Genomic DNA, 20,512 nt, shown 5'->3' on the forward strand with positions numbered 1-20,512 from the left:
AGCCCCATAAATTTCTTCATCTACAACTTCATTCCAATGGTCTGTTACCTGCGAAGAAGAACACTCGGTCAAAATCTAAGAAACCGAGAGTATTTAAGAGAAAAGTGATTCTCCATAGAGGGAGGATAGTTGAAGCGATTAGTCGAAAACAGCAGTGAATGGCTAGGAAAAACGGGCTTGTTTGGCGAGTATTTAAAAAGTTAGAGAAGTTTATAAAGGTACTTCATTTGATCGCATTGGATTAAACCCCTCAGTACGATGCGGTTTCCAAACGGGATACGATAGCTCAATAGACACGAAGAAACGGCAGCTGGCTGCCGTTTCCCCAACTAGCAGGTTATCCTATGACCATCCTAGGAGTTGATCGTATGCGTGCTTCGATGAGGCTGACCCGGCATTTGAACGACCGTTCGTTCCGCCATAGCATCACCTTCACGTCATTCCGCTTCAAAGGATCGATGACTTCGCAATCGTTCCGCGTCGACGGCCAATCCAACCGCGTGCAGGTGATCACCGTCCAGACCCGGGCGGAGGGCGCCGAGGCGGCACCGCGGATCGGGTACTTGCTCGTGAATGCCCGCACGGACCGGCCGGTAACGGACCGCCACGTGGTCGCCGGCGTCCGAATGGCGCATTTCGCCTTTGTCGTGCCTGCCGGCACGTACAAGCTGAAAATCGTGAATGAGGGCGAGGATCGAGCGGACGTTCGGGGCGTTCTTTTATATAAGTAGCAAACGGGAGGGAGCGGCCCCTCCCGTTGGTTTTAGACGTTATACATCGCCGACTTCCTTCAATTTCGGCGCTTTGTCCTTCTTACGGGACAAGCCTGACATGAAGTTGGATGCGCCGAACAAGTTCGCGAGCGCCGGCACGACGAGCCCCATGAACACGAACGCGTACAGGATCAGCCCGACGACGATGCCCGCCCCGATCTGCAGCAGCGTGTTCACGCCCGACATCATGAGCGCGGCGAACGTGCCGCCCATGATAATCGCGGCGGAGACGATGACGCCGCCGGTCGTGGACATCGCCTTCGCCATCGCGTCCCGGATGCCGCCCGGCCGGTATTCCTCCTTGAACCGCGCCATCAGGAAGATGCTGTAGTCGACCCCGAGCGCCACGAGGATGAGGAAGATGAAGAACGACGCGCTCCAGGACAGCCCTTCCTTGCCGAGCAGGCGGACGAAGATGAATTCCACGATGCCCATCGTGACCAGGTAGTTGAAGCCGAGCGACAGCAGCAGATACAGCGGCGCCACGATCGAGCGGAGCATGAGCATCAGCACGATGAAGATGCCGATCAGGACGAACGCGCCCGTCCGCATGAAGTCGCTCTTCGAGATCGCCTTCAGCTCCGTGATTTGCGCCGAGGTGCCGGAGATGTACAACTTCGCGTCCTTCAGGGCGGTGCCGCTGAAGCTGTGCGCCAGCGCGTCGCGGACCTGGCCGACGGTATCCTGCGCTTCCGGCGAGTACGGATTGACGGCCAGCACGACGTCGAACTTCGCGGTCTTGCCGTCCTTGGAAATGTAGTAGTCCAGCGCCTGCCGCAGCTCCGGACTGTCGAGCGCCGACTGCGGCAGGTTCCAGCCCGGGATCTGGCTGTCGCCGATCGCCTGCTGCGCCGCCTTGACCTGCGTCAGTCCGGCCGAGACGTCGCCGAGCCCCTTCGCGCCCGATTGCAGCCCGCCGGTCAACTCCTTCAGACCGCCGCTCAGCTTCGCGGCGCCTTCGGCGGCTTCCGTCTGGCCGGCCGCGAGCTGGCCGAGGCCGCTGGCCGCTTGGGAGACGCCGGGGGTCAGCTGCGCGAAGCTGGACGACAACCGGTTCGCGCCGTCCTTCAGCTCGTTCAAGCCGCCGGATACCCCCTGCTGCTTGCCGAGCAGCCGCTGCATGGCGGCATCGTCCTTCAGCTCGGGATGGGCCTTTAGCAGCGCGCTCAGATCGGCGCTCATGGACGCCGAGACGGCGGCGCTCCGCGCAAGCCCGTCTTCGAGCCGCTTCGCGCCCTGGGACGCCTGCTGCAGGCCGCCGCGAATTTGATTCAGGCCGCGCTGCGCGTCCTTCGTCTTTGCGGCCATCGTCCGCAGGCCGCTCGTCAGCTTGTCGACGTCGCCCCGGCCGCCGGAGACGGACGCTTCGGCCTCCTTCAATCCGCCCGCGACCTGATCCACGCCGTCCTTGAGCTGCTGGATCGCCTCCGACGTCTTGGTCAATTGGCCGGAGACCGTCAGATCGGCGAGCTGCGCGCCGAGCGGCCGGACGGCGCTGCGCACTTCCTTGACGCCGCTCAGCTTCGCGACGTTCGCGCTGGCCGTCTCCATCGCCGCGAGCGCGGCGGGATCGCGCATGGAGTCCGGCGACGCGATCGCGATCGACAGCGGGAACACCTCGCCGGAGCCAAACGTGCGCTCCACCTGGCGGAAGCCTTGCACGGAGCCGAGCTTCGGATCGATTTCCGCCAAGTCGTCGAAGGAGCGCTTGTTCTGGAACAGCAGCGTCACCGGCGCGAGCACGATCACGGTCACGAGGATGATCGCGACCGGCCGGCGCGCGGAGAACGCCGCCATGCCCGCCCACAGCTTGGATTCGCCGTGGCCTTGGCCCGCGGCGATCCGGGTCGGCCAGAACGCCGCCTTGCCGAAGATCATCAGCAGCGCCGGCGTCAAGGTGAGGCCGGCGATCAGCGTGACGGCGACCCCGATGGCGACGCCGGCGGCGGACTGGTACAGGCCGAACTGGGCGAAGCCGATCAGGAAGAACGCGACGAACACGGTGCTCGCGGAGAAGGCCACCGTCTTGCCGACGGTCCGGATCGTGCGCACGAGCGCCTCGACCTTGTCGCCGTCGCGGCTCAGCTCTTCTCGGAATCGCTGGATGAGCAGGATGCAGTAATCCGTGCCCGCTCCGAACATGACCGCGATCAGGAACGACTGCGTGAACGAGGAGACCGGCATGCCCCAGTGTGTCGCCGCGGCGACGAGCCCGGTCGTGATGACGAGCGAGAGGCCGATCGTGATGAGCGGGACGAACGGCGCGACCGGCGAACGGAAGACGATCAGCAGGATGACAAGGACGAGCGCCACGGTCAGCAGCTCCGTCTTCTTCAGGCCGTTCTCGGAGCTCTGCTGGAAGTCCTTGCCGATCGGCGCGCTGCCCGTCAGCTCGACCTTGCTGCCGGCCGGGGCATCCTTGATCCGGCCGTCGAGCTCGCCCACGGCGTCCTGCGTCAGCGCGTCGTTGTCCGCGCCCGAGAAGCCGACGATGAGCATCTCGGTCGTGCCGTCCTTGCTGCGGAATTTGGACGCCAATTCGGGCGTCTCGTACGCCGACTGGACGGACTGGAAACCGTCCTTGCCGCTCAAGCCCTCGAGCTCGGCCGCTTTGGCCTTGAGCCAGGCCCGGTCTTGATCGGTCAGGCCGCCGTCCCTGGAATAGACCAGAATGGCGCTCGATTTGGTCGTCGCCTCGGGATTGATCTCTTCGAGCAGGCGCTTGGCGACGACGGATTCGGAATCGGCCGGCACGAATTTCTGCTCGGTCTGACGCACGATGTCGGCCAAATTGGGCAAAAACAGCACCGACGCGACGGTAATCGCAAGCCATCCGAACAAGACCGCCCACCTGGCGCGGGCGATGCCGCGGATGAACTTTTCTGTCATCGGGAATACCTCCTTAAGCTGGGCTTTCTCTATGCATAGTTATAGCGCATGGAAAATCGTAAAGTCAATAATCATATACCAACGGTCATAATTTCTCCATATCCCTTGGAATCCAGTATTGAATTGGAGGAGAGCTTAGGATACGCAGCAGCGGAGATCCGTGGTGGCAGCTAGTCTTGATAGAAAATGACCGCGGGTCATATATGGTTTACGCCCTAGAGCGGCTGTGCTACAATGGGGGGGGACACAACGTCTGACGATGGAGGACGCCGACATGAACCGCGAGCAGAAGAAAGAACTGACCCGGGCCCGCATCAAGGAAGCCGCGCTGGCTTTGTTTTCCGAGCAGGGCTACGAGACGACGACGGTCGAAGCCATTACCAAGCAGGCGGGCGTTGCCAAAGGAACCTTTTTCAACTATTTTTCGTCCAAGGACGATCTTCTATGCGATTTGCAAGGTTTTTTTGCCATGAATGAGGTCGTGAAGCTGAAGGGCACGCCGGGGCCTCTCGTACCGCGGCTGCAGCTGCTCGTCTTCGAGCTCGTCAAGCGCTTCGAGATGAACAAGCCGCTGACGCGCGCCTTGTTCCAGGGCATGCTGGCCACCAACGCCGCGCTCGACCTGCACAACCGGCTGCTCGCCGATCTGTCGGAAGCGCTGCTGCCGCTCGTGCTGCAGGCGCAGGAGAACGGCGAGATCCGCAAGGACATGCCGCCGGAGATGCTGGCGCAGCAAGCGTTCCAGACGTATTTCGGCACGCTGATCGTCTGGGCGATGGAGGCTGGGGACGAGCCCCTCGCCACCCGGATGACGATGACCTTCGAATTGTTCTTCAAAGGCATCGCCCCGCAGTAACGGGACCGGCCGCCCCCTCCGCTCCTGGATGACGCGCTATCGCGGCGCCGCCGCCCGCTTGCTAAGACGGCAATGCCAAAAAAACAGCTCCGGTCTCTTCCCGATGTCGGGAAAGAGCCGGAGCTGTTTTGGCGTGCGCGGGAAGCGCGATCAACGGGTGCCGCGCGCGACTGCGTGCGGATGGAGCGGCCCAAGCTCAAAAGCCGGCCAGCTCGCCGTCGCCGCGGATCGCCGCTGCGCTATGCGGCACGTTCGGGTGAAAGTAGCCGCTCCCCCGGAACGGCCGTCCGCCCGCGGTAATGCCGCTGACGGCGACGCCGATGTCGTCGCTCTCGCTGAACATGCGCAGCAGCGTATGCTGCGTCATGCCGTCGATCTCGACGTACCACAGCTTGCGGCCGGCATCCGCCACGACGACGAGCTGCGCCGCCGAGAACGCCAGCTTCGTCGCCGCGCCGCCGTGCGCGATGGATAATTCCGCTACGTGATAGGTGTCCAAGACGAGGGCGCCTCCTAATTCGGATTCGCGGGAGCCGGCGCCGCCGCGCATGCGCGCGTGTCCGGCCGGCCGAGCCCGAAAAGTTATTCCCCCATTGTAAAGGCGCTCTGCCGGCATTGCAACAAATCCGCCGGACGGCGCGTATAAAGTACGATTGGCATTTTACAGATATTGGCTGTCCGAACAATATAAAGGGGGAATCGGAATTGGTCAACCATCGGCATGCGCAAGGCGAAAGGAACGGAAAACGAACGGGCCGCAAAAAAGCGGCGCAAGCATCCGTCGCGGCGCTGCTCGCGCTGGCGCTGGCGCTCGGCGGCTGCAGCTCGAATTCGGATGACGAAGGGGCGAATTCGGGGAACGCCGCGGCGGACAACGCGGAGACGAATGCCGGCTCGTCGGCAGATTCGACCGCCAATGCGGGACCGGGTTCGCCGGGCGATTCGGGCAAGAACGGCGCCGCCGGCGATTCGTCCGGCTCGGATGAACCGGCCGCGGACGGAGAGCGCGGAGATTCGGCCGTCGAGCCGGAGCGGGGCGGCGGGGGACGCGGGTCCCAGTACGACGCTTCCAAGCCGGGGCAGCTGACCGCGGGCGAATGGAACGACACGCTCGCCTGGAAATCCTGGCAGCGCCTGCTGGACGGCGCCGAAGCAAGGGAGAGCCAGTCGTACTGGTCGATGTTCCCCGAGCGGCGCCTGGAGGTCGACGTCACGGCGGGCGGCAAGCCGGTCGCGGATGCGGAGGTGACGCTGACCGGCCGGGACGGGGAGATCGTCTGGGAGGCGCGCACGAATAACGAAGGCGTTGCCTACGCCTACGCGGGCCTGTACGACGACCAGGACCAGCAGGCGGAATTCGGGGTGACCGTCGAAGCGGGGCAGCAGCGGAAGCGCTTCGAGAACGTGCCGATCCCGCGCGGGCAAGCGCTCAAGGTCGAGCTCGGGGAGGCGGTTCAGCCGCCGAAGGCGCTCGACCTGCTGCTCTTGGTCGATACGACGGGCTCGATGGAGGACGAATTGAATTACTTGAAGACGGAGCTGAAGGACGTCGTACGGCGCGTCGACCGGGACAACGGGCAGCAGCTGGACATCCGGGTCAGCGCGAACTTCTACCGCGATCGCGGGGACGAGTACGTGGTCAAGCCGTACCCGTTCACAGACGATATCGACGAGACGGTCGCACGGCTGTCCGAACAGGACGCCGCCGGCGGCGGCGATTTTCCGGAAGCGGTGGACGAAGCGCTGGCGAATGCCATCGGCAAGCATGAGTGGAGCGAGCGCGCGCGGGCGAGGCTGCTGTTCCTCGTCATGGATGCGCCGCCCCATCGCGACCGCAAGATCGTGAAGCGGCTGCAGGAGCTGACCGAAGACGCCGCGGCGGCAGGGATCCGGATCGTTCCGGTCGCCTCCAGCGGGGTGGACGCCCATACGGAATACCTCATGCGGTTCATGGCGTCGGCCACGGGCGGCACGTATTTATTTTTGACGGATCACAGCGGCATCGGCAACGATCATCTGGAGCCTGCGGTCGGCGAATACGAGGTGAAGGCGCTGAACGACCTGCTCGTGGAAGTCATCAATCGTTTCGCGTCGTAATCGGCAGGATTTTGTCGAAAAATAGTTGAAACGAGGCGTTCGAAACAAACTGGACAAGTGACGCGGAATGGTACAAACTAGAAGGGATTAGCTGAATTTCGGTCCTGATTTCCCGTCGACGCCGGTTCTGTCGAATGGGGGCCGGACCTCGATCTAATAGACCGCTCGCCTCGCTCGGGCGATGCGGCAAGAGCAGACGCCGCCGGACATCCGGCGGCGCCTCCCGGTTTTCCGCCGGCCTGCGGCCGTTCGACGCGGCAGAGGCCTGCGGACCGCGGCTGGACAACCGCGCTTCGCCGCTCAAGCGCCCGGACACCGGACGGCGTCCGGGTGCTTGCGCGGCACAATCATCTACGGCTGCATGTCGAAGGAGGACATCATGTCACTTACCCGGGCGGAAAAAATCACGATGGGGACCGCGTTCTCCGCCATACTCAGCTTTGTCCTCTTGCGCGCGCTGCACGGCGGGGCGCATGAACCGCTGCCGCCGCGCGTATACCTCTTTCTCCATTCCGGCATGGAATTGTTCGGGTTCGCCGTCTGCTTCGCCATACTCGTGTTCGGCTGGCTGTTTTTCGTCGATTCGCTTACGAAACATCGGCTCTTCACGGCCGCCCTGTTCGGGGCCGTGGGCGCGCTCAATCTGCTCCACGCGCTGACCTCCCCGGGCATGCCGTTCTTCCGGGCGGCCGGCGGCTTGACGCTCTCGCAGCTCTTCGCGATGTCCGCGCAGCTGGCCGGAGCCGTCGGACTGTGCCTCATCTTCCGGCATCGCGACTCGCTCGTGCCGGCCTCTCGCCGGCTTCCGGCTTTCGCGGCTTCCGCGACGCTCGCGTGCTTGGCCTCGGGCAGCTATTTCCTGTTTGACGAACAAGCGGCGCTGTTCGGTGGACGTTCGGCGATGCTGCTTCGCATCGCCGCGCAGAGCCTCATCGCGTTCGGTTATCTCGGCGCGATCGTCCTCGTGCTGTACCGCCGCCGGACAGAGCGGCCGCAGGCGGCGCTCGCGATCGTTCAGTCGCTCGTGTTCTTCCTCCTCTCGGATTTGCAATTCATGCTAAGCTTCGGCCAGTCCGGCAGCGACATGCTGATCGGCCACGCGTACAAGCTGGCGGGCTGCTATTTCCTGATGAAAGGCGTCTATTACGTCACGGTCGAGGAGCCGTACCAGGCATGCGAGCGGACGGAATCCCGCGCTCGCTTCCTCGCGTACCACGACGAGCTGACCGGCCTGTCCAACCGCCGGCTGCTGATGGAGCAGCTTCAGGAGGAGCTGCAGCGCGCACGGCTGACGAACGGACGGGTCGCCGTGTTCCTGCTCGACATCGACCGATTCAAGACGATCAACGACGCGCTCGGCCATTCCGCCGGCGACCGGATGCTGCAGGCCGTGTCGGAGCGGCTGCGCCGCGCGGCGCCGGCGAAGCGCGTCTACCGGATGGGCGGCGACGAATTCGCCCTGCTTCTGCCTTGCGCGGAGTCTGGCAGCGAGCCGGCCGAGCGGCAGGCGAAATCGATCATGGGCCTGTTCGACGCGCCGTTCGTCCTGGGCGAAGCGGAGTATCACGTCACGATCAGCCTCGGCATCAGCTTCTACCCGCAGGACGGCGACAGCGTCGAGGCGCTGCTCAAGAACGCGGACACGGCGCTTTACTCGGCCAAGGCGTATCGCAACGAGTATTGCAGCTACGCGCCGGAGATGAACCGCCAGGCGCATGACCGCCTTCGCCTGGAAAGCGATCTGCGCCGCGCGATCGAAGAGGAGCAGTTCGCGCTCGCCTACCAGCCGCTCGTCAATTTGCGCAGCAACCAGGTCGTCGGCGTGGAAGCGCTGGTACGCTGGCAGCATCCCCAGCGGGGACTGCTGCCGCCGGGCGAGTTCATTCCGCTTACGGAAGAGAACGGGCTCATTCTCCAGCTTGGGGAATGGGTGCTCGGCGCCGCTTGCCGGCAAAACAAAGCTTGGCAGGACGCCGGGCTGCCGCCGATGATGATGTCGGTCAACCTGTCGATGCGCCAGTTCCGGCAGCATCAGCTGGCCGAGCGGATCAAGGCGATATTGGAGCAGAGCGGCATGCCGCCGCAGTACTTGGAGCTGGAAATCACGGAGAGCATGACGAGCGACGTGGAATTCGCGGCTGACACGCTGGCTAGCCTGAAGGAGCTCGGCGTGCAGATCAGCATCGACGATTTCGGTACCGGCTACAGCTCGCTCAGCTCGCTCAAGCGGTTCCCGGTCGACAAGCTCAAGATCGACCGCTGCTTCGTGAACGACTTAACGCAAGGCGGCAGCGACGCCGCCATCGTGTCGACGATCACGGCCATGGCCAAACATTTAAAGCTGAAGGTCACCGCCGAAGGCGTGGAAAACGATGAACAGGTCAAGTTCCTCCGGGAGCGCGATTGCGAGGAGGCGCAGGGCTTCTATTACACGCAGCCGATTCCGGCCAATCTGTTCGAGAATTGGTTCCGCCACCGCAGTCAGACGGCTTGACCGGGCCGGGAGAGGAGGCTGAAGGCCGATGGCCGAGCGGGAACACCGCATGTTCGTTTACGGCTCGCTGCTGCCGGGTCAAAGCAATCACGCCGTCGCGGCGGGTCACATTCGGCAGGCCGTACCGGGCGTCGTGCATGGCCGGCTCGTCGATTGCGGGGCGTATCCCGCGCTCGTACGGGACGGCTTGGCGCAGGCACAGGGAGCTCACGTGAGGGGACTATGGATCACGGTCGGCGACCGCGGGTTGCGGGCGATGGATGCGCTCGAGGAGTATGAAGGGGCCGAAGAGGTCAACGATTACGCTCGCGTGTGGACCGCGGATGCCGAATTCCCGGATCGGGCCGGCTGGGTTTACGTCTGGGAAGGACCGCGGGACCGTCCGGCCATTCGGGAAACGTACTGGCCGGACTATACCGCGCGCAAGCGGATGGATCGCGCGTAGACGTCTATTTGCCGGGGAAGGCGGGGGAGACGGATAATTGCAAGGTTTCGTCACGCTCAGCGGGTTCGCTGAGCGTTTTGGCGTTGTTCATCGTATGGATAATGCCGAAGGCCAGAAGCATGAACGCCATGGTGATGAAGACGACCCGCTTGATGAAATGAATCGTCGACGTCCCGTCGTCCCGGTGAATGCGGCGGCGGCGAATGGATTGACGCCAGATGAGCACCGCCGGCGACATCAGCACGAGCAGGCCGACGACGAGCACTTCCTTGCGAAGCGCCATCCCGAGCGGGAAGATGTTAATCGCGGCGTACAGCAGCGCTTCGATGACGAGCACCTGGATCGGCACGACGAGCCCGACCTCGGAGGCGGCGCGGCGTTTCGTGCGGCTGACCGGCTTCCCGGCATCCCGGGGCTGAAGCTTGGCCAGCTGCAGCAGGCGAGGCAAGGAGAAGAACGCGATGGCGGCCGTCGGCGCCATAATCAGCGTCAGGAACAGCAGCGCCGAATCCAGCACGAACCAGCTGCGGTATGAGTACGTGGCGATCAGCATGGTCACTTTGCCGATGGCGATCAGCGTCATGACGCCGAGAAGCGCGAGCGTCGCGATGGAGCCGCGTTGAAGCGAGTCGACGGTTTTGCGCAAGGCAAGGCTGCCCGACAGGAAGCCCGCGCATAACGCGAGAAGCAGGAGCAAGACGGCAAGCGCCGCGTTAATGATATAGATTTGCTGCGACATATGCAGTACCCCTCATTTCCACGTTCTTTCTCATCAAGTGTACATGGATGTCCGGAAAGCGTGTAACGGCCATAGTCCAGTTTTGCGGCTGGACTTTAGTCTGAGCGGTCGTACGGTTGCTAAAGCGATGGAATCCGAACAATGAATGCGAATGCAGTCTTGGTGAGTAGTGTGCTTCATTTCGGTTCGAATGATGCCAGGCTTCGCGAAGGATTGCGCGGTCAAGCGCGGAACGAAGACCATGCCGTCTCTGTTCCGCTGTATGGGCCTGATATGTCCGGTACTTCGTTTCATTATTGTACCATGAAGCGGCTTTTCCGAAAACGTGCCCTGGCCGGAATAGATGTACTGCCCTTCGATTGTTTCGGGTTTACAAATACTTCATCCATTGGAAGCTTGAGAAAGACGGCGGGAGCGGGTACGATTTGTATATTCATGCAAGGACATGTAGGTGATTGGATTGAGCAGAGGAACGAACCGTCCGCATTTATATCGGGAAACGGCGGTTAGAGTCGAACGAATTATTCAAACACGCATGCTGCAGCCGCATGATCCCGTGCCTTCGGAGGCGGAACTGGCGGCGATGTTCGGCATCAGCCGAATGACCGCGAAGCTGGCGCTCGACCTGTTGGCGCGGCAGGGACGCGTCTACCGGCTCAGACGAAGGGGGACGTTCCTGGCGGAGGCGGCGCCATCGCAGTTGAACGAAGACGGGACGGAGGTCCCGACGCCGGCCTTGGACGCGAGCGGGGGCAGCGCATGGACGGACGCGCGAAGACGCATCGCTTTCGTGCTGCCGGTATTGGATTCATACACATCGCGCCTCGTTTCGGAGCTGGAAACGGCGGCGTGCGCTTATAATTGCGAGCTAATGATTCGGCTGAGCAAGGATGCCGCCGACGAGGAAGCTTCCTTGAAGCGGCTGGCAGGCGAAGTCGACGGCATCTTGCTGCTCGCCCGCGGACGGGAAGCGTTGAACCCCGCGGCGCTCGGGCTGCGCGAATCGGGCGTGCCGATCGTGCTGATCGACCGGTTATTCGCCGGAGCGGCCTTGGATTCCGTCGTGCACGACTCCTTCCAGGGCATGTACGACATGGTAAAGCGGTTCATCGAAGCGGGACATCGGGATATCGGCTTCGTCACCAATCCGATTCAGGACGTCAGCAGCATCGACGAACGCTATAAGGGGTATTTGAAGGCGCTGATCGACCACGATATTCCCGTACAGAGCCAATATATCCTGGTCGTCGAACGGGCGGACAGCCATGCGCATTACCGGGAGGGCAACTCCGAGATAGAAGCCTTCCTGAAGGCGAACCGGAAAGTGACGGCGGTGGCGTGCGGAGACGATTATTTGGCCGCGGCCGTCTATTATTCCGCCGTTCGGATGAACAAGGCCGTACCGGAAGACCTGTCGCTGTCGGGCTTCTCGGATTCCGAGCTCGCCCGGATGCTGCCCGTGCCGCTGACATCGGTGGCTCTGCCGGCGGACGAGCTGGCGCGGCGGGCAGTCCAAATGCTGCTTGACCGGATGCATGGCAGAGGCGTCAAGAAACCGGTCACGGTCAAAGTCAACACGAGGATCATCGAGCGAATGTCCTTGGCGGTGCACACCGGCATACCGCAGCTCAAGCCGGAAACTGAAGCAAGCGGATGGAGGAAACTCTCCTGACGCTTGCTTTTTTTCGTTCGAAGGCAGCGCGCCGGTTGCAGCAAAAAACCGCCCCGCCCGCGCGGAAGGCGCGGACAAGGCGGCGTATACGAAATCGGTCTTACAGGTCGCCCCAGTTGAGGTTGGAGGATTTGCTGTAGTTCGTGACCTTTTGCTCGAAGAAGTCGGTCTTCATGCCGTTCATGTTGCTAAAGCTTTCTACCCATTTCATCGGGTGCTCCGTGATTTCCGGATACAGAATGTCGAGGTTCAGCTTGCGCAGCCGCTCGTTCGACAGGAACTTGATGTACGCGTCGATGATTTCGTCGGTCAGGCCCGGGATCTGGTTGTTCGTGATGTACTTGCCCCACTCGATCTCGTGCTCGACGGCCGTGCGCATCATTTGGCGCAGCTCCTCGATGAGCACCGGCGTGAACAGTTCCGCGTTTTCCTTGCGGACTTCGCGGAAGATGCCTTGGAACAACGCCAGATGCGTCAGCTCGTCGCGCTGAATGTATTTGATCTCGGATACCGTTCCGAGCATTTTTCCTTGCCGGCCGAGCGCATAGAAGAAGCTGAAGCCGCTGTAGAAGTAGATGCCTTCGAGAATGTAGTTCGCCATGATCGTCTTGATCAGGTTTTGCGAAGACGGGTTCGCGATGAAGTTCTCGTACAGGTCCGTAATAAACCGGTTGCGCTTGAGCAGGTTTTTGTCCTCGCGCCACAGATTGTAGATCTGATCGCGCACTTCCGGCGAGCAGACGCTGTCGAGGATGTACGAATAGGATTGGCTGTGCACCGCTTCCTGGAACGTATGGACCGTTAGGACGAGGTTGACCTCCGGCGCCGTGATGTATTCGTTGATGTTCGGCAGATTCGCCGTCTGCAGCGAATCCAGGAAGATCAGGAAGCTGATGATTTTATCGTAGCTGTTCCGCTCGGAGAGGGACAGGTTTTTGTAGTCCTTGGCATCCTGGGACAGCGGGATTTCTTCCGGAATCCAGAAATTGTTCATCATCGTCCGGTACATCTTCGTGGCCCAGTCGTATTTGACGTTGTTGAGCTCGATGAGGTTGGTCGTGTTGCCACCGATCATGAGGCGCTTGCCCCAGTCGCGTTCGCCTTCCTCGTTAAACAATTTTTTCTTCTGCAGTTCCATAAAATGGGCTGCCTCCTTCTGTTCCTGCTACCTAAACGTAATGCGGTGTTTCTTGCGCAAGCAAGCCAGCGGGCAGTCCGGGGCCTAAGGAGCGGCGATGCTCCTGAAGGAACGGCCGCGCGCCGCATGCCATGTCATTTGGATAAGGCACGCAAGCCCGCGCCGGTCCCGCGCCTCGTCTGCCCGGAAAGCAAGCTTATAAAGCAAGCTTATGTTCAAGGACGGATTACGAGCTGCAGCTTACGCAATCGTCCACTTCCAAGCTCTTGTTGCGGCAGTAATACACCGTCTTCAGCCCGTTCTCCCATGCAGCCATGTACAGGTCCATGAACTCCTTCGCCGTGTAGTTCGGCGTGATGTACAGGTTGAACGACTGCGCCTGGTCGATATGGCGCTGACGGCGGCCCGCCGCTTTGATGCTCCAGTGCTGGTCGATATGGTGCGCTTCCTTATAGAGCCAGAACGTCTCTTCGTTGAGGTTCGGCGCCGTTTGCGGAATGACCGCGTTCTTCTTCTCTTCGACGAAGAACTTGCTGAAGATCGGGTCGATGCCCGCCGTGGAGCCGGCGATCAGCGACGTCGAAGCCGTCGGCGCGATAGCGAACATCCAGCCGTTGCGCACGCCGTGCTCGGCGACGTCCTGCTTTAGCTTCTGCCAGTGCGGGGCATCGTAACCGCGCTGTTCGAAATAAGCGCCTGTCTGCCATTCGCTGCCTTCGAAGACGCGGAACGCGCCTTTCTCCTTGGCGATTTCCATCGACGCTTTGACGGCGCAGTAGTTGATCCACTCATACAGCTCGTCGGCGCGGTCCAAGTGCTCCTCGGATTCCCACGCGATGCCGTTCAGCGCCAGCCACTGATGGTAGCCGCTCGTGCCGAGGCCGACGGCGCGGTATTTTTGGTTCGTGATTTCCGCCTGCGGGATCGGATAATGGTTCAGGTCGATGACGTTGTCCATCATGCGCATTTGGCAGCTGACGACTTCCTCGATCTCTTCTCTCGTCCGCGTGCGGCCGAGGTTGAGGGAGGAGAGGTTGCAGACGACATAATCGCCGGACTTGATCTGCGTCGTGATGATGCCGTCCTCGTGCGTTGTCGTGATGTATTCCGTCGGGCTCATGTTCTGGCAGATCTCCGTGCACAGGTTCGAGCAGTAGATGATGCCCTTGTGCTTGTTCGGGTTCGCGCGGTTGACCGCGTCGCGGAAGAACACGAACGGCGTGCCTGTCTCGAAGGAGCTGGCCAGGATGCGCTTCATGATCTCGATCGCCGGCACTTCCTCGCGGGACAGCTCCGGATGGTTCACGCACTCCTCGTAGCGGCGCTCCCACTCCTCGCCCCAGGCGTCTTCGAGGGAGAAGCCCATGAAGCCGCGCACTTCGTGCGGATCGAACAGGTACCATGTCTCGCGCGCCTGCACCTTGCGCATGAACAGGTCCGGGATGCAGACGCCCGGGAAGATGTCGTGCGCCTTCATCCGGTCGTCGCCGTTGTTCGTCTTCAGGTTAAGGAAGTCGAAAATGTCCTTATGCCAGACGTCGAGGTAGATGGCGGCGGCGCCGGAGCGCACGCCGAGCTGGTCGACCGCGACCGCCGTGTTATTGTAGTTTTTGATCCAAGGCACGACGCCGCCGGCGACGCCTTTGAATCCGCGGATGTTGGAACCGCGGCTGCGGACCTTGCCGATGTAGATGCCCATGCCGCCGCCGAACTTGGATACTTGGGCGAAGCTGGAATCGACGTTGTAGATGCCCCACAGGTTGTCGGGCACGGTGTCGATGAAGCAGCTCGACAGCTGGTGGAACGGCTTGCGCGCGTTCGCGAGCGTCGGGGTAGCGACCGTCATCTGCAGGCGGCTCAGCACGTCGTAGAATTTCCGGGCCCAGGCCAGCTTGTCGTCTTCCTTCATGGCCAGGTGCATCGCCACGCCCATGAACAGCTCTTGCGGCAGCTCGAGCACGTCGCCGTTGAAGCTCTTGATGAGATAACGGTCGGACAATGTCTTCAGGCCGATGTAGTTGAAGAGATAGTCGCGTTCCGGCACGATGTAGTTGCCGAGCTCGCGGATTTCGTCGCGCGTGTAGTGTTCTAGTATGTAGCTGCCGTATAAGCCCTTATCGGTCAGGTACGTGATGAGCGAATAGAAGTCCCCGTAGCCGAAGTAGCCGTATTTGCGGTTGATGGCGGATTCTTTATAGAGATCGTATACGAGAAGCTTGGCCGCGACATATTGCCAGTTCGGCTCTTCGATGCTCGTTTTCTCGACTGCGACTTGCGTCAGCGTACGTTGAATTTCTTTCGTCGTGATGTTGTTGCGGAAATAGGGGAGCAAGGCCGTTTCCAGCTCCAAAGGATCGCAGTCGCTATAGCTCTGGCAGGCGAAATCGATGACCTTCTTCAGCTTGGAAAAGATGAGTTCTTCCTTCTGACCATTCCTTTTAATAATATCCACGGGCAGAGCCACTCCTTGTCGAAGGTTGTCGTCCGACAACCCGTAATACACAATATGTTGTAAGTACTTTCCTACGTTACACCGAGATATAGTGATAGTCAAGCTAAACAATTCGACATCCGGGCCCTCCGGAAAACCCGTTTTCTTCATGAAAAATCAATGAAAGCTCGCAGCGGCGCCCTTTCGCAAACGACCGTTCAGGCGTCCCCGGAGCTAAATAAAAAAGCGGCGAGCAAAAAACAATTATAGCATTTCGGGACGCGAACGTGTCGTGACAATAATAGGGATTTTCGGTGCGAATCCGGGAACGGGATTTTTCGCGCGGCTTGGGCAGAAAACGGATTCGTTCAAACAAAAGTTGAATTTACGATTGGTGCTCTGCGATTCGCTCTAGTACACTAGGCTTATTGGTTATCGGTTGCGAAATCGGTGCATGGAATAGAAGGAAGGGACGTGACGTTCAAGATGTTGACCGGCCGTATGAATAGACTGCGCAAATTGATGCACCGCGCCTTCGCGGCGGCGGTGTTTGCCCTATGGCTCGGCATCCTGCTGGCCGGAGCGCCTTCGGCGGCGTTCGCGCACGCCGAGCTGGAGCGCTCCGTGCCGGAGCCGAATGCCCGCTACGATCAGAGCCCCAAGGAGATCGAGCTCGCCTTTAATGAAGCGATCGAAGCGAAGGTCGGTTCGCTGGAGGTGCTGGACGACAAATCGCGCCGGGTGACGCAGGCGGATCCGGCGGCGAGCGCCGACAGCCGGACGCTGACGCTGGCGCTGCCCAAGCTCGGCGAAGGCGTCTACACGGTGTCGTACGCGGTCGTCTCCGCGGACGGCCATCCCGTCAGCGGCTCGTACGTCTTCGTCGTGGGCAACCCGCCGCGGGGCGTCGACGCCTCCGCGTTCGATCCGCACAAGGCGCTCGGGCACGAAGGCCATGGCGCGGCGACGGGGCTGACGACAAATCAATTTATTATTTACGCGGTCCGCTCGCTGTATTACGCGGCGCTGCTGTGGACGGCGGGACTCATGTTCTGGCGGTTTGCCGCCGCAAACCGAGGCGAGGCGCTGGCGGGCATCCAGCGGAAATGGGAGCCGGTCGCGCTGCGCACGCAGCTCGTGGCGGTGCTGCTGTACATCTTCGTCCACGCGCGCGAGATTCTGAAGGGCTATCCGTCGAGCGACTACGGCAAGCTCTTCCTCGACACGGCCGTGGGCAAGGAATGGATCGCGCTGGCGGCGCTGGCGCTGCTCGGGTTCCTGTTCGTCCGGCTCCATCCGGCGCTCCGGGCGCTCTGGGCGGCGGCCATGCTGGCCGTCGAAAGCTGGAGCGGGCACGCGCCGGTCTTCTCGCCGGCATACGCGACGGTGCTGTTCGACTTCCTGCACCTGGCCTCCGCCGCCGTCTGGGCCGGCGGGCTGACGCTGCTGTTCATGCTGTGGCTGAAGGACCGCAAGGAAGCCGGCCGCTTCGCCGCGCTGTTCTCCAAGGCGGCGCTGCTGTCGCTTATGCTGCTCGCGCTGTCGGGCGTCGGGCTGACGCTGCTCTTCCTGCCGAGCCTGAAGTATCTGCTCTACACGGCGTGGGGCACGCTGCTGCTCGTCAAGACCGGGCTGGTCGTGCTCGTGCTCGGGGTCGGCGGCGTACTGCATCTGCGGATCCGCAAGGGCGGCCTGCCGACGGGCGCGCTGCTCCGCGCGGACGCTGCGCTGATGGCGCTGATCGTCGTCGTCGCGGCGCTGTTCACGTACGTCAGCCCGCTGCCGGCCAACGAGCCCGTCACGTACCATCAGATGGGCGACAAGATGCATCTGTCCTTCCGGGTTACACCGAACAAGGCGGGGGTCAACGAGCTGACCGTCAAGGTCTGGCTGCCGGACGCCGCCGGCGCCGCGAAGTCGGCGGAGCTGCGGCTGTTCTCGCTAGACCGCAAGGAGCTCGGGCCGATCGAGGTGCCGATCAAACCGTTCGAGGACACGGAATTGACGGACTTCGAGGGCTTCGCGAAGACGGCGTACAAGGCCGAAGGGCCGTACATTCCGTTCGCCGGCCGGTGGGAGGCCGAGATCCGCGTCCGCGACAAGGACGATAACGAGATGGTGCAGAAGGTCGATTTCCGCAACTATTAAGGGCCGAAGCCCGGATCATGCATCGCCCGATCGGAGGGCCGCTGGCGGAACGCGGACTCGGACGGAAGGGAGGCGGGGACGAAGATGACGTACAAGCGGCTGAAATGGCTGATCCTGTGGACGCCGACGCTGACGATCGCGCTGTGGGAATATTTGCGCCATACGCTGCTGCTGCCTTATCTGTCCATGAATCTCGGCAACGCGCTGGCGCCGGTCATCGTCATGACCGTAACCGCGACGCTGCTGCTCCGGCTGTTCCGGATGCTGGAGGACGCGCAGGACACGCTGCAGCGGTCCAAGGCGGCCGAGGCGGCGTACGAGGAGCGCGAGCAGCTGGCGCGGGAGCTGCACGACGGCATCTCGCAATCGCTCTTCCTGCTGTCCGTGAAGCTCGACAAGCTCGAGCGCGCCGACGATCCGCAGCTGGCGGCGGAAACGATGGGCCAGCTGCGCCGGACGGTCAAGCACGTCTACGACGACGTCCGGCAGTCGATCGCGGGGCTGCGCGGCGAGCCGTCCCATGCCGACGCGCAGTGGATGCAGGCCGTGCGCGGCATGGCGGCGGAGCTGGAGCGCGGCGGCCTGCGCGTCGAGCTGGATTGGCGGCTGACCGATGCCCGGCTGTCGGGCAAGGAGAAAGTGCAGCTGCTCGCCATCGTGCGCGAGGCGATGCAGAACGCGCGGAAGCATGCGGGCGCGTCGCGTCTGCGGGTGCAAGCCGCGTCCGTCGGGGAGTCGGCGTTCCGCTGCGCGGTCGCCGACGACGGCGCCGGGGCGGACCCGGAGCGGCTGTTCGCGAAGGGATGCTACGGCGTCCGCATGATGCAGGGACGCGCCGCCGAGATGGGCTGGCGCTTCACAGTCCGGCGCGCCGGCGCGGACGAACCGTGGTCCGGCGGCCGCGGAACGGTCGTGGAGGTCGAGAAGGAAGGGTGAGGGAAAATGGACGGGAGCCGGATCGGAAACGGCAAGGTCAGGGTGCTGCTGGCGGACGATCATCCCCACGGCCGGGAAGGCATGCGGGACATCGTCGGCGGCGCGCCGGAATTCGAGATCGTCGGCGAGGCGGCGAACGGTGAGCAGGCGGTCGCCATGGCGGCCCGGCTGGCGCCCGGCCTCGTGCTGATGGACATCAACATGCCCGTCATGTCGGGGATGGAGGCGACGCAGCGGATCAAGGCCGCCGACCCCCGAATCAAAATCGTCATGGTGACGGTGTCGGACGACATCACGAACCTGTTCGAGGCGATCAAGCGAGGCGCGCAGGGCTACTTGCTTAAGAACCTGTCGCCATCCTCTTGGCTGGAATACTTGCGGGCCGTGGCGCTGGACGAAGCGCCGCTGTCCAAGGAGCTGGCCTTCCGCATGCTGCAGGAGTTCAACGGCGGCAGCGGCTCCGGCGCGCCGAGGCGCCCGGGACGGCAGGGAGCCCCGGCCGGGCAGACCCCGGAAGAGCGGGCGCGCACGGCGCTGACGCAGCGCGAGCGCGAAGTTCTCGAGCAGGTGGCGTCGGGCGGCTCCAACCGGCAGATCGCCGAAACGTTCGGCCTTTCGGAGCATACGGTCAAGAACCACTTGAAGAACATTTTGCAGAAGCTGCATCTCGACAACCGGGTCCAGCTGACGCGGTACGCGCTGGAGAAAGGGCTCGTGAAGGAATAGCCGCCGGCCGGCATAGGAGCGCGCCGTTCTGGACAAGGGACACGATTTCGTAACATCCGCATAGCCCGTTCGAGTCATGTCTTCGCCGCAGGTCTGCGCTATACTCCCTCTAGGTTAAGCTATTGATAACGGCAGATGGGGGATCATTTGCCCGAGGGAGGAAGCGGCGGGATGTTGAAACAAATGAAGCAATTATCGGTGATCGGGGCGGCCGCGCTGTCGCTGTTCCTGTTCGCGTCCATGGCGAGCGCGCACGTGACGGTGCAGCCGAAGCAGACGACTCAGGGAAGCTACGAGGTATTCTCGGTCCGCGTGCCGAGCGAAAGCGAGAACGTGACGACGACGAGCGTGAAGGTGGCGGTGCCGGACGGCGTGGCGATCAGCCGTGTCGAGCCGAAGCCGGGCTGGAAGTACGAGCTGGAGCTCGCGCCGGATACGAAGGCGGTCCAATCGATCACGTGGACGGCCGAAGGCGCGGGGCTCGCGCAGACGGAATTCACGGACTTCCGCATCTCCGGCAAAGTGGCGGACGACGCGGCGCAGCTGGTATGGAAGGCGTATCAGACGTACAGCGACAAATCCGTGGCGGAATGGGTCGGCGCGGACGGCTCGGATCATCCGGCATCCGTGACAACGGTCGCGGCGGGCGCCGCGGAAGGCGGCGGGCACGGCGCGCCGGCGGCTTCGCCGGAGGCCGGTTCGGCGGCGGGCAGCGGCGGCGGCGCGAAGGAAAACGCCGCGTTCGTCCTGTCGATTGCGGCGGCCGTGCTCGGCGCGGCGGCGCTGATCGCGGCGTTGACTCGCCGGAAACGGGCATAAACGCGAAAAAAAGACGGAAATAGCCGGTTTTCGCGCCGGGCGGACTTGCGAACAAGCGGCGAAGTTTCGTATAATAAAACGAACATACGTCAACGCGATGAGGAAGAAGAGTACGCAGTGCTTTCCGAAACAGGGAGGAGACGCCGCAGATTGAGAGCGTCTTCGGGAAATCAGGCTGCCGAAGTTCGCTTCCGAGCAGGCTTCTGAACGGGTGCGTCCTCTGGGACGCATGAGGTAGGAGGCACCGGTCATCCGGCCGATATCCGGAGCTTGAGGAATCGCCGGGCGATACGGCGGCAGCATGCCGGCGCGGCGGTTTGAATTAGGGTGGTAACACGGTTCTTTCGTC

At 62.3% G+C, this 20,512-nt stretch carries 15 protein-coding genes; 10 read left to right on the forward strand and 5 right to left on the reverse strand.

The window, feature by feature from the left end:
- Window positions 1-368: 368 nt before the first annotated feature.
- Complete coding sequence (locus ACFPB1_RS15770) at window positions 369-731, forward strand: hypothetical protein (protein ID WP_379226947.1); 363 nt, start codon at window positions 369-371, stop codon at window positions 729-731.
- 39 nt (window positions 732-770) lie between these two features.
- Here ACFPB1_RS15770 and ACFPB1_RS15775 read toward each other — a convergent pair whose 3' ends face one another.
- Complete coding sequence (locus tag ACFPB1_RS15775) at window positions 771-3,662, reverse strand: MMPL family transporter (protein ID WP_379226949.1); 2,892 nt, start codon at window positions 3,660-3,662, stop codon at window positions 771-773.
- Between the two features lie 274 nt (window positions 3,663-3,936).
- Between ACFPB1_RS15775 and ACFPB1_RS15780 the strand changes: the two genes are divergently transcribed.
- On the forward strand, window positions 3,937-4,518 hold the full coding sequence (locus ACFPB1_RS15780) for a TetR/AcrR family transcriptional regulator (protein WP_379226951.1): 582 nt from the start codon (window positions 3,937-3,939) through the stop codon (window positions 4,516-4,518).
- A 196-nt stretch (window positions 4,519-4,714) separates the two neighbouring features.
- Here ACFPB1_RS15780 and ACFPB1_RS15785 read toward each other — a convergent pair whose 3' ends face one another.
- Window positions 4,715-5,017, reverse strand: coding sequence for a hypothetical protein (locus ACFPB1_RS15785; protein WP_379226953.1), 303 nt, complete (start codon window positions 5,015-5,017; stop codon window positions 4,715-4,717).
- A 680-nt stretch (window positions 5,018-5,697) separates the two neighbouring features.
- Between ACFPB1_RS15785 and ACFPB1_RS15790 the strand changes: the two genes are divergently transcribed.
- The 3 genes from ACFPB1_RS15790 (at window position 5,698) to ACFPB1_RS15800 (ending at window position 9,554) form a co-directional block, all read left to right on the forward strand.
- Complete coding sequence (locus tag ACFPB1_RS15790; protein WP_379227108.1) at window positions 5,698-6,615, forward strand: VWA domain-containing protein; 918 nt, start codon at window positions 5,698-5,700, stop codon at window positions 6,613-6,615.
- A gap of 379 nt (window positions 6,616-6,994) precedes the next feature.
- A complete protein-coding gene (locus ACFPB1_RS15795; protein ID WP_379226955.1) occupies window positions 6,995-9,109 on the forward strand; it encodes a putative bifunctional diguanylate cyclase/phosphodiesterase in 2,115 nt (704 codons plus the stop codon).
- Window positions 9,110-9,137: 28 nt separating this feature from the next.
- Window positions 9,138-9,554 carry a gamma-glutamylcyclotransferase family protein gene (locus tag ACFPB1_RS15800; protein WP_379226957.1) on the forward strand — a complete coding sequence of 139 codons (417 nt, stop codon included), beginning with the start codon at window positions 9,138-9,140 and terminating at the stop codon, window positions 9,552-9,554.
- A 4-nt stretch (window positions 9,555-9,558) separates the two neighbouring features.
- Here the strand turns inward: ACFPB1_RS15800 and ACFPB1_RS15805 are convergent, their stop codons facing one another.
- On the reverse strand, window positions 9,559-10,293 hold the full coding sequence (locus ACFPB1_RS15805) for a hypothetical protein (RefSeq protein ID WP_379226959.1): 735 nt from the start codon (window positions 10,291-10,293) through the stop codon (window positions 9,559-9,561).
- 535 nt (window positions 10,294-10,828) lie between these two features.
- On the opposite strand from ACFPB1_RS15805, the gene ACFPB1_RS15810 reads away from it, so the two are divergent.
- Window positions 10,829-11,965 carry a substrate-binding domain-containing protein gene (locus tag ACFPB1_RS15810; protein WP_417623321.1) on the forward strand — a complete coding sequence of 379 codons (1,137 nt, stop codon included), beginning with the start codon at window positions 10,829-10,831 and terminating at the stop codon, window positions 11,963-11,965.
- A 100-nt stretch (window positions 11,966-12,065) separates the two neighbouring features.
- On the opposite strand, the gene ACFPB1_RS15815 is transcribed toward ACFPB1_RS15810, so the two are convergent.
- Window positions 12,066-13,103 (reverse strand): ribonucleotide-diphosphate reductase subunit beta, encoded by a 1,038-nt coding sequence (locus ACFPB1_RS15815; protein WP_379226963.1) that lies wholly within the window; start codon window positions 13,101-13,103, stop codon window positions 12,066-12,068.
- 226 nt (window positions 13,104-13,329) lie between these two features.
- Window positions 13,330-15,555 (reverse strand): ribonucleoside-diphosphate reductase subunit alpha, encoded by a 2,226-nt coding sequence (locus ACFPB1_RS15820; protein WP_379226965.1) that lies wholly within the window; start codon window positions 15,553-15,555, stop codon window positions 13,330-13,332.
- A 453-nt stretch (window positions 15,556-16,008) separates the two neighbouring features.
- Here ACFPB1_RS15820 and ACFPB1_RS15825 point away from each other — a divergent pair, with 453 nt between their 5' ends.
- From ACFPB1_RS15825 to ACFPB1_RS15840, 4 genes are all read left to right on the forward strand, one after another.
- The gene (locus ACFPB1_RS15825; protein ID WP_379226967.1) at window positions 16,009-17,682 is read left to right on the forward strand and encodes a copper resistance CopC/CopD family protein; all 1,674 of its coding nucleotides are present in this window, start codon (window positions 16,009-16,011) and stop codon (window positions 17,680-17,682) included.
- An 84-nt stretch (window positions 17,683-17,766) separates the two neighbouring features.
- Window positions 17,767-18,618 carry a sensor histidine kinase gene (locus ACFPB1_RS15830; protein WP_379226969.1) on the forward strand — a complete coding sequence of 284 codons (852 nt, stop codon included), beginning with the start codon at window positions 17,767-17,769 and terminating at the stop codon, window positions 18,616-18,618.
- Between the two features lie 6 nt (window positions 18,619-18,624).
- Window positions 18,625-19,344, forward strand: coding sequence for a response regulator (locus tag ACFPB1_RS15835; protein ID WP_379226972.1), 720 nt, complete (start codon window positions 18,625-18,627; stop codon window positions 19,342-19,344).
- A 171-nt stretch (window positions 19,345-19,515) separates the two neighbouring features.
- Complete coding sequence (locus tag ACFPB1_RS15840; RefSeq protein WP_379226974.1) at window positions 19,516-20,163, forward strand: YcnI family protein; 648 nt, start codon at window positions 19,516-19,518, stop codon at window positions 20,161-20,163.
- Window positions 20,164-20,512 lie beyond the last annotated feature (349 nt).

This window comes from Paenibacillus sp. GCM10023250, from assembly GCF_042653205.1.
GTDB lineage: Bacteria > Bacillota > Bacilli > Paenibacillales > Paenibacillaceae > Paenibacillus_Z.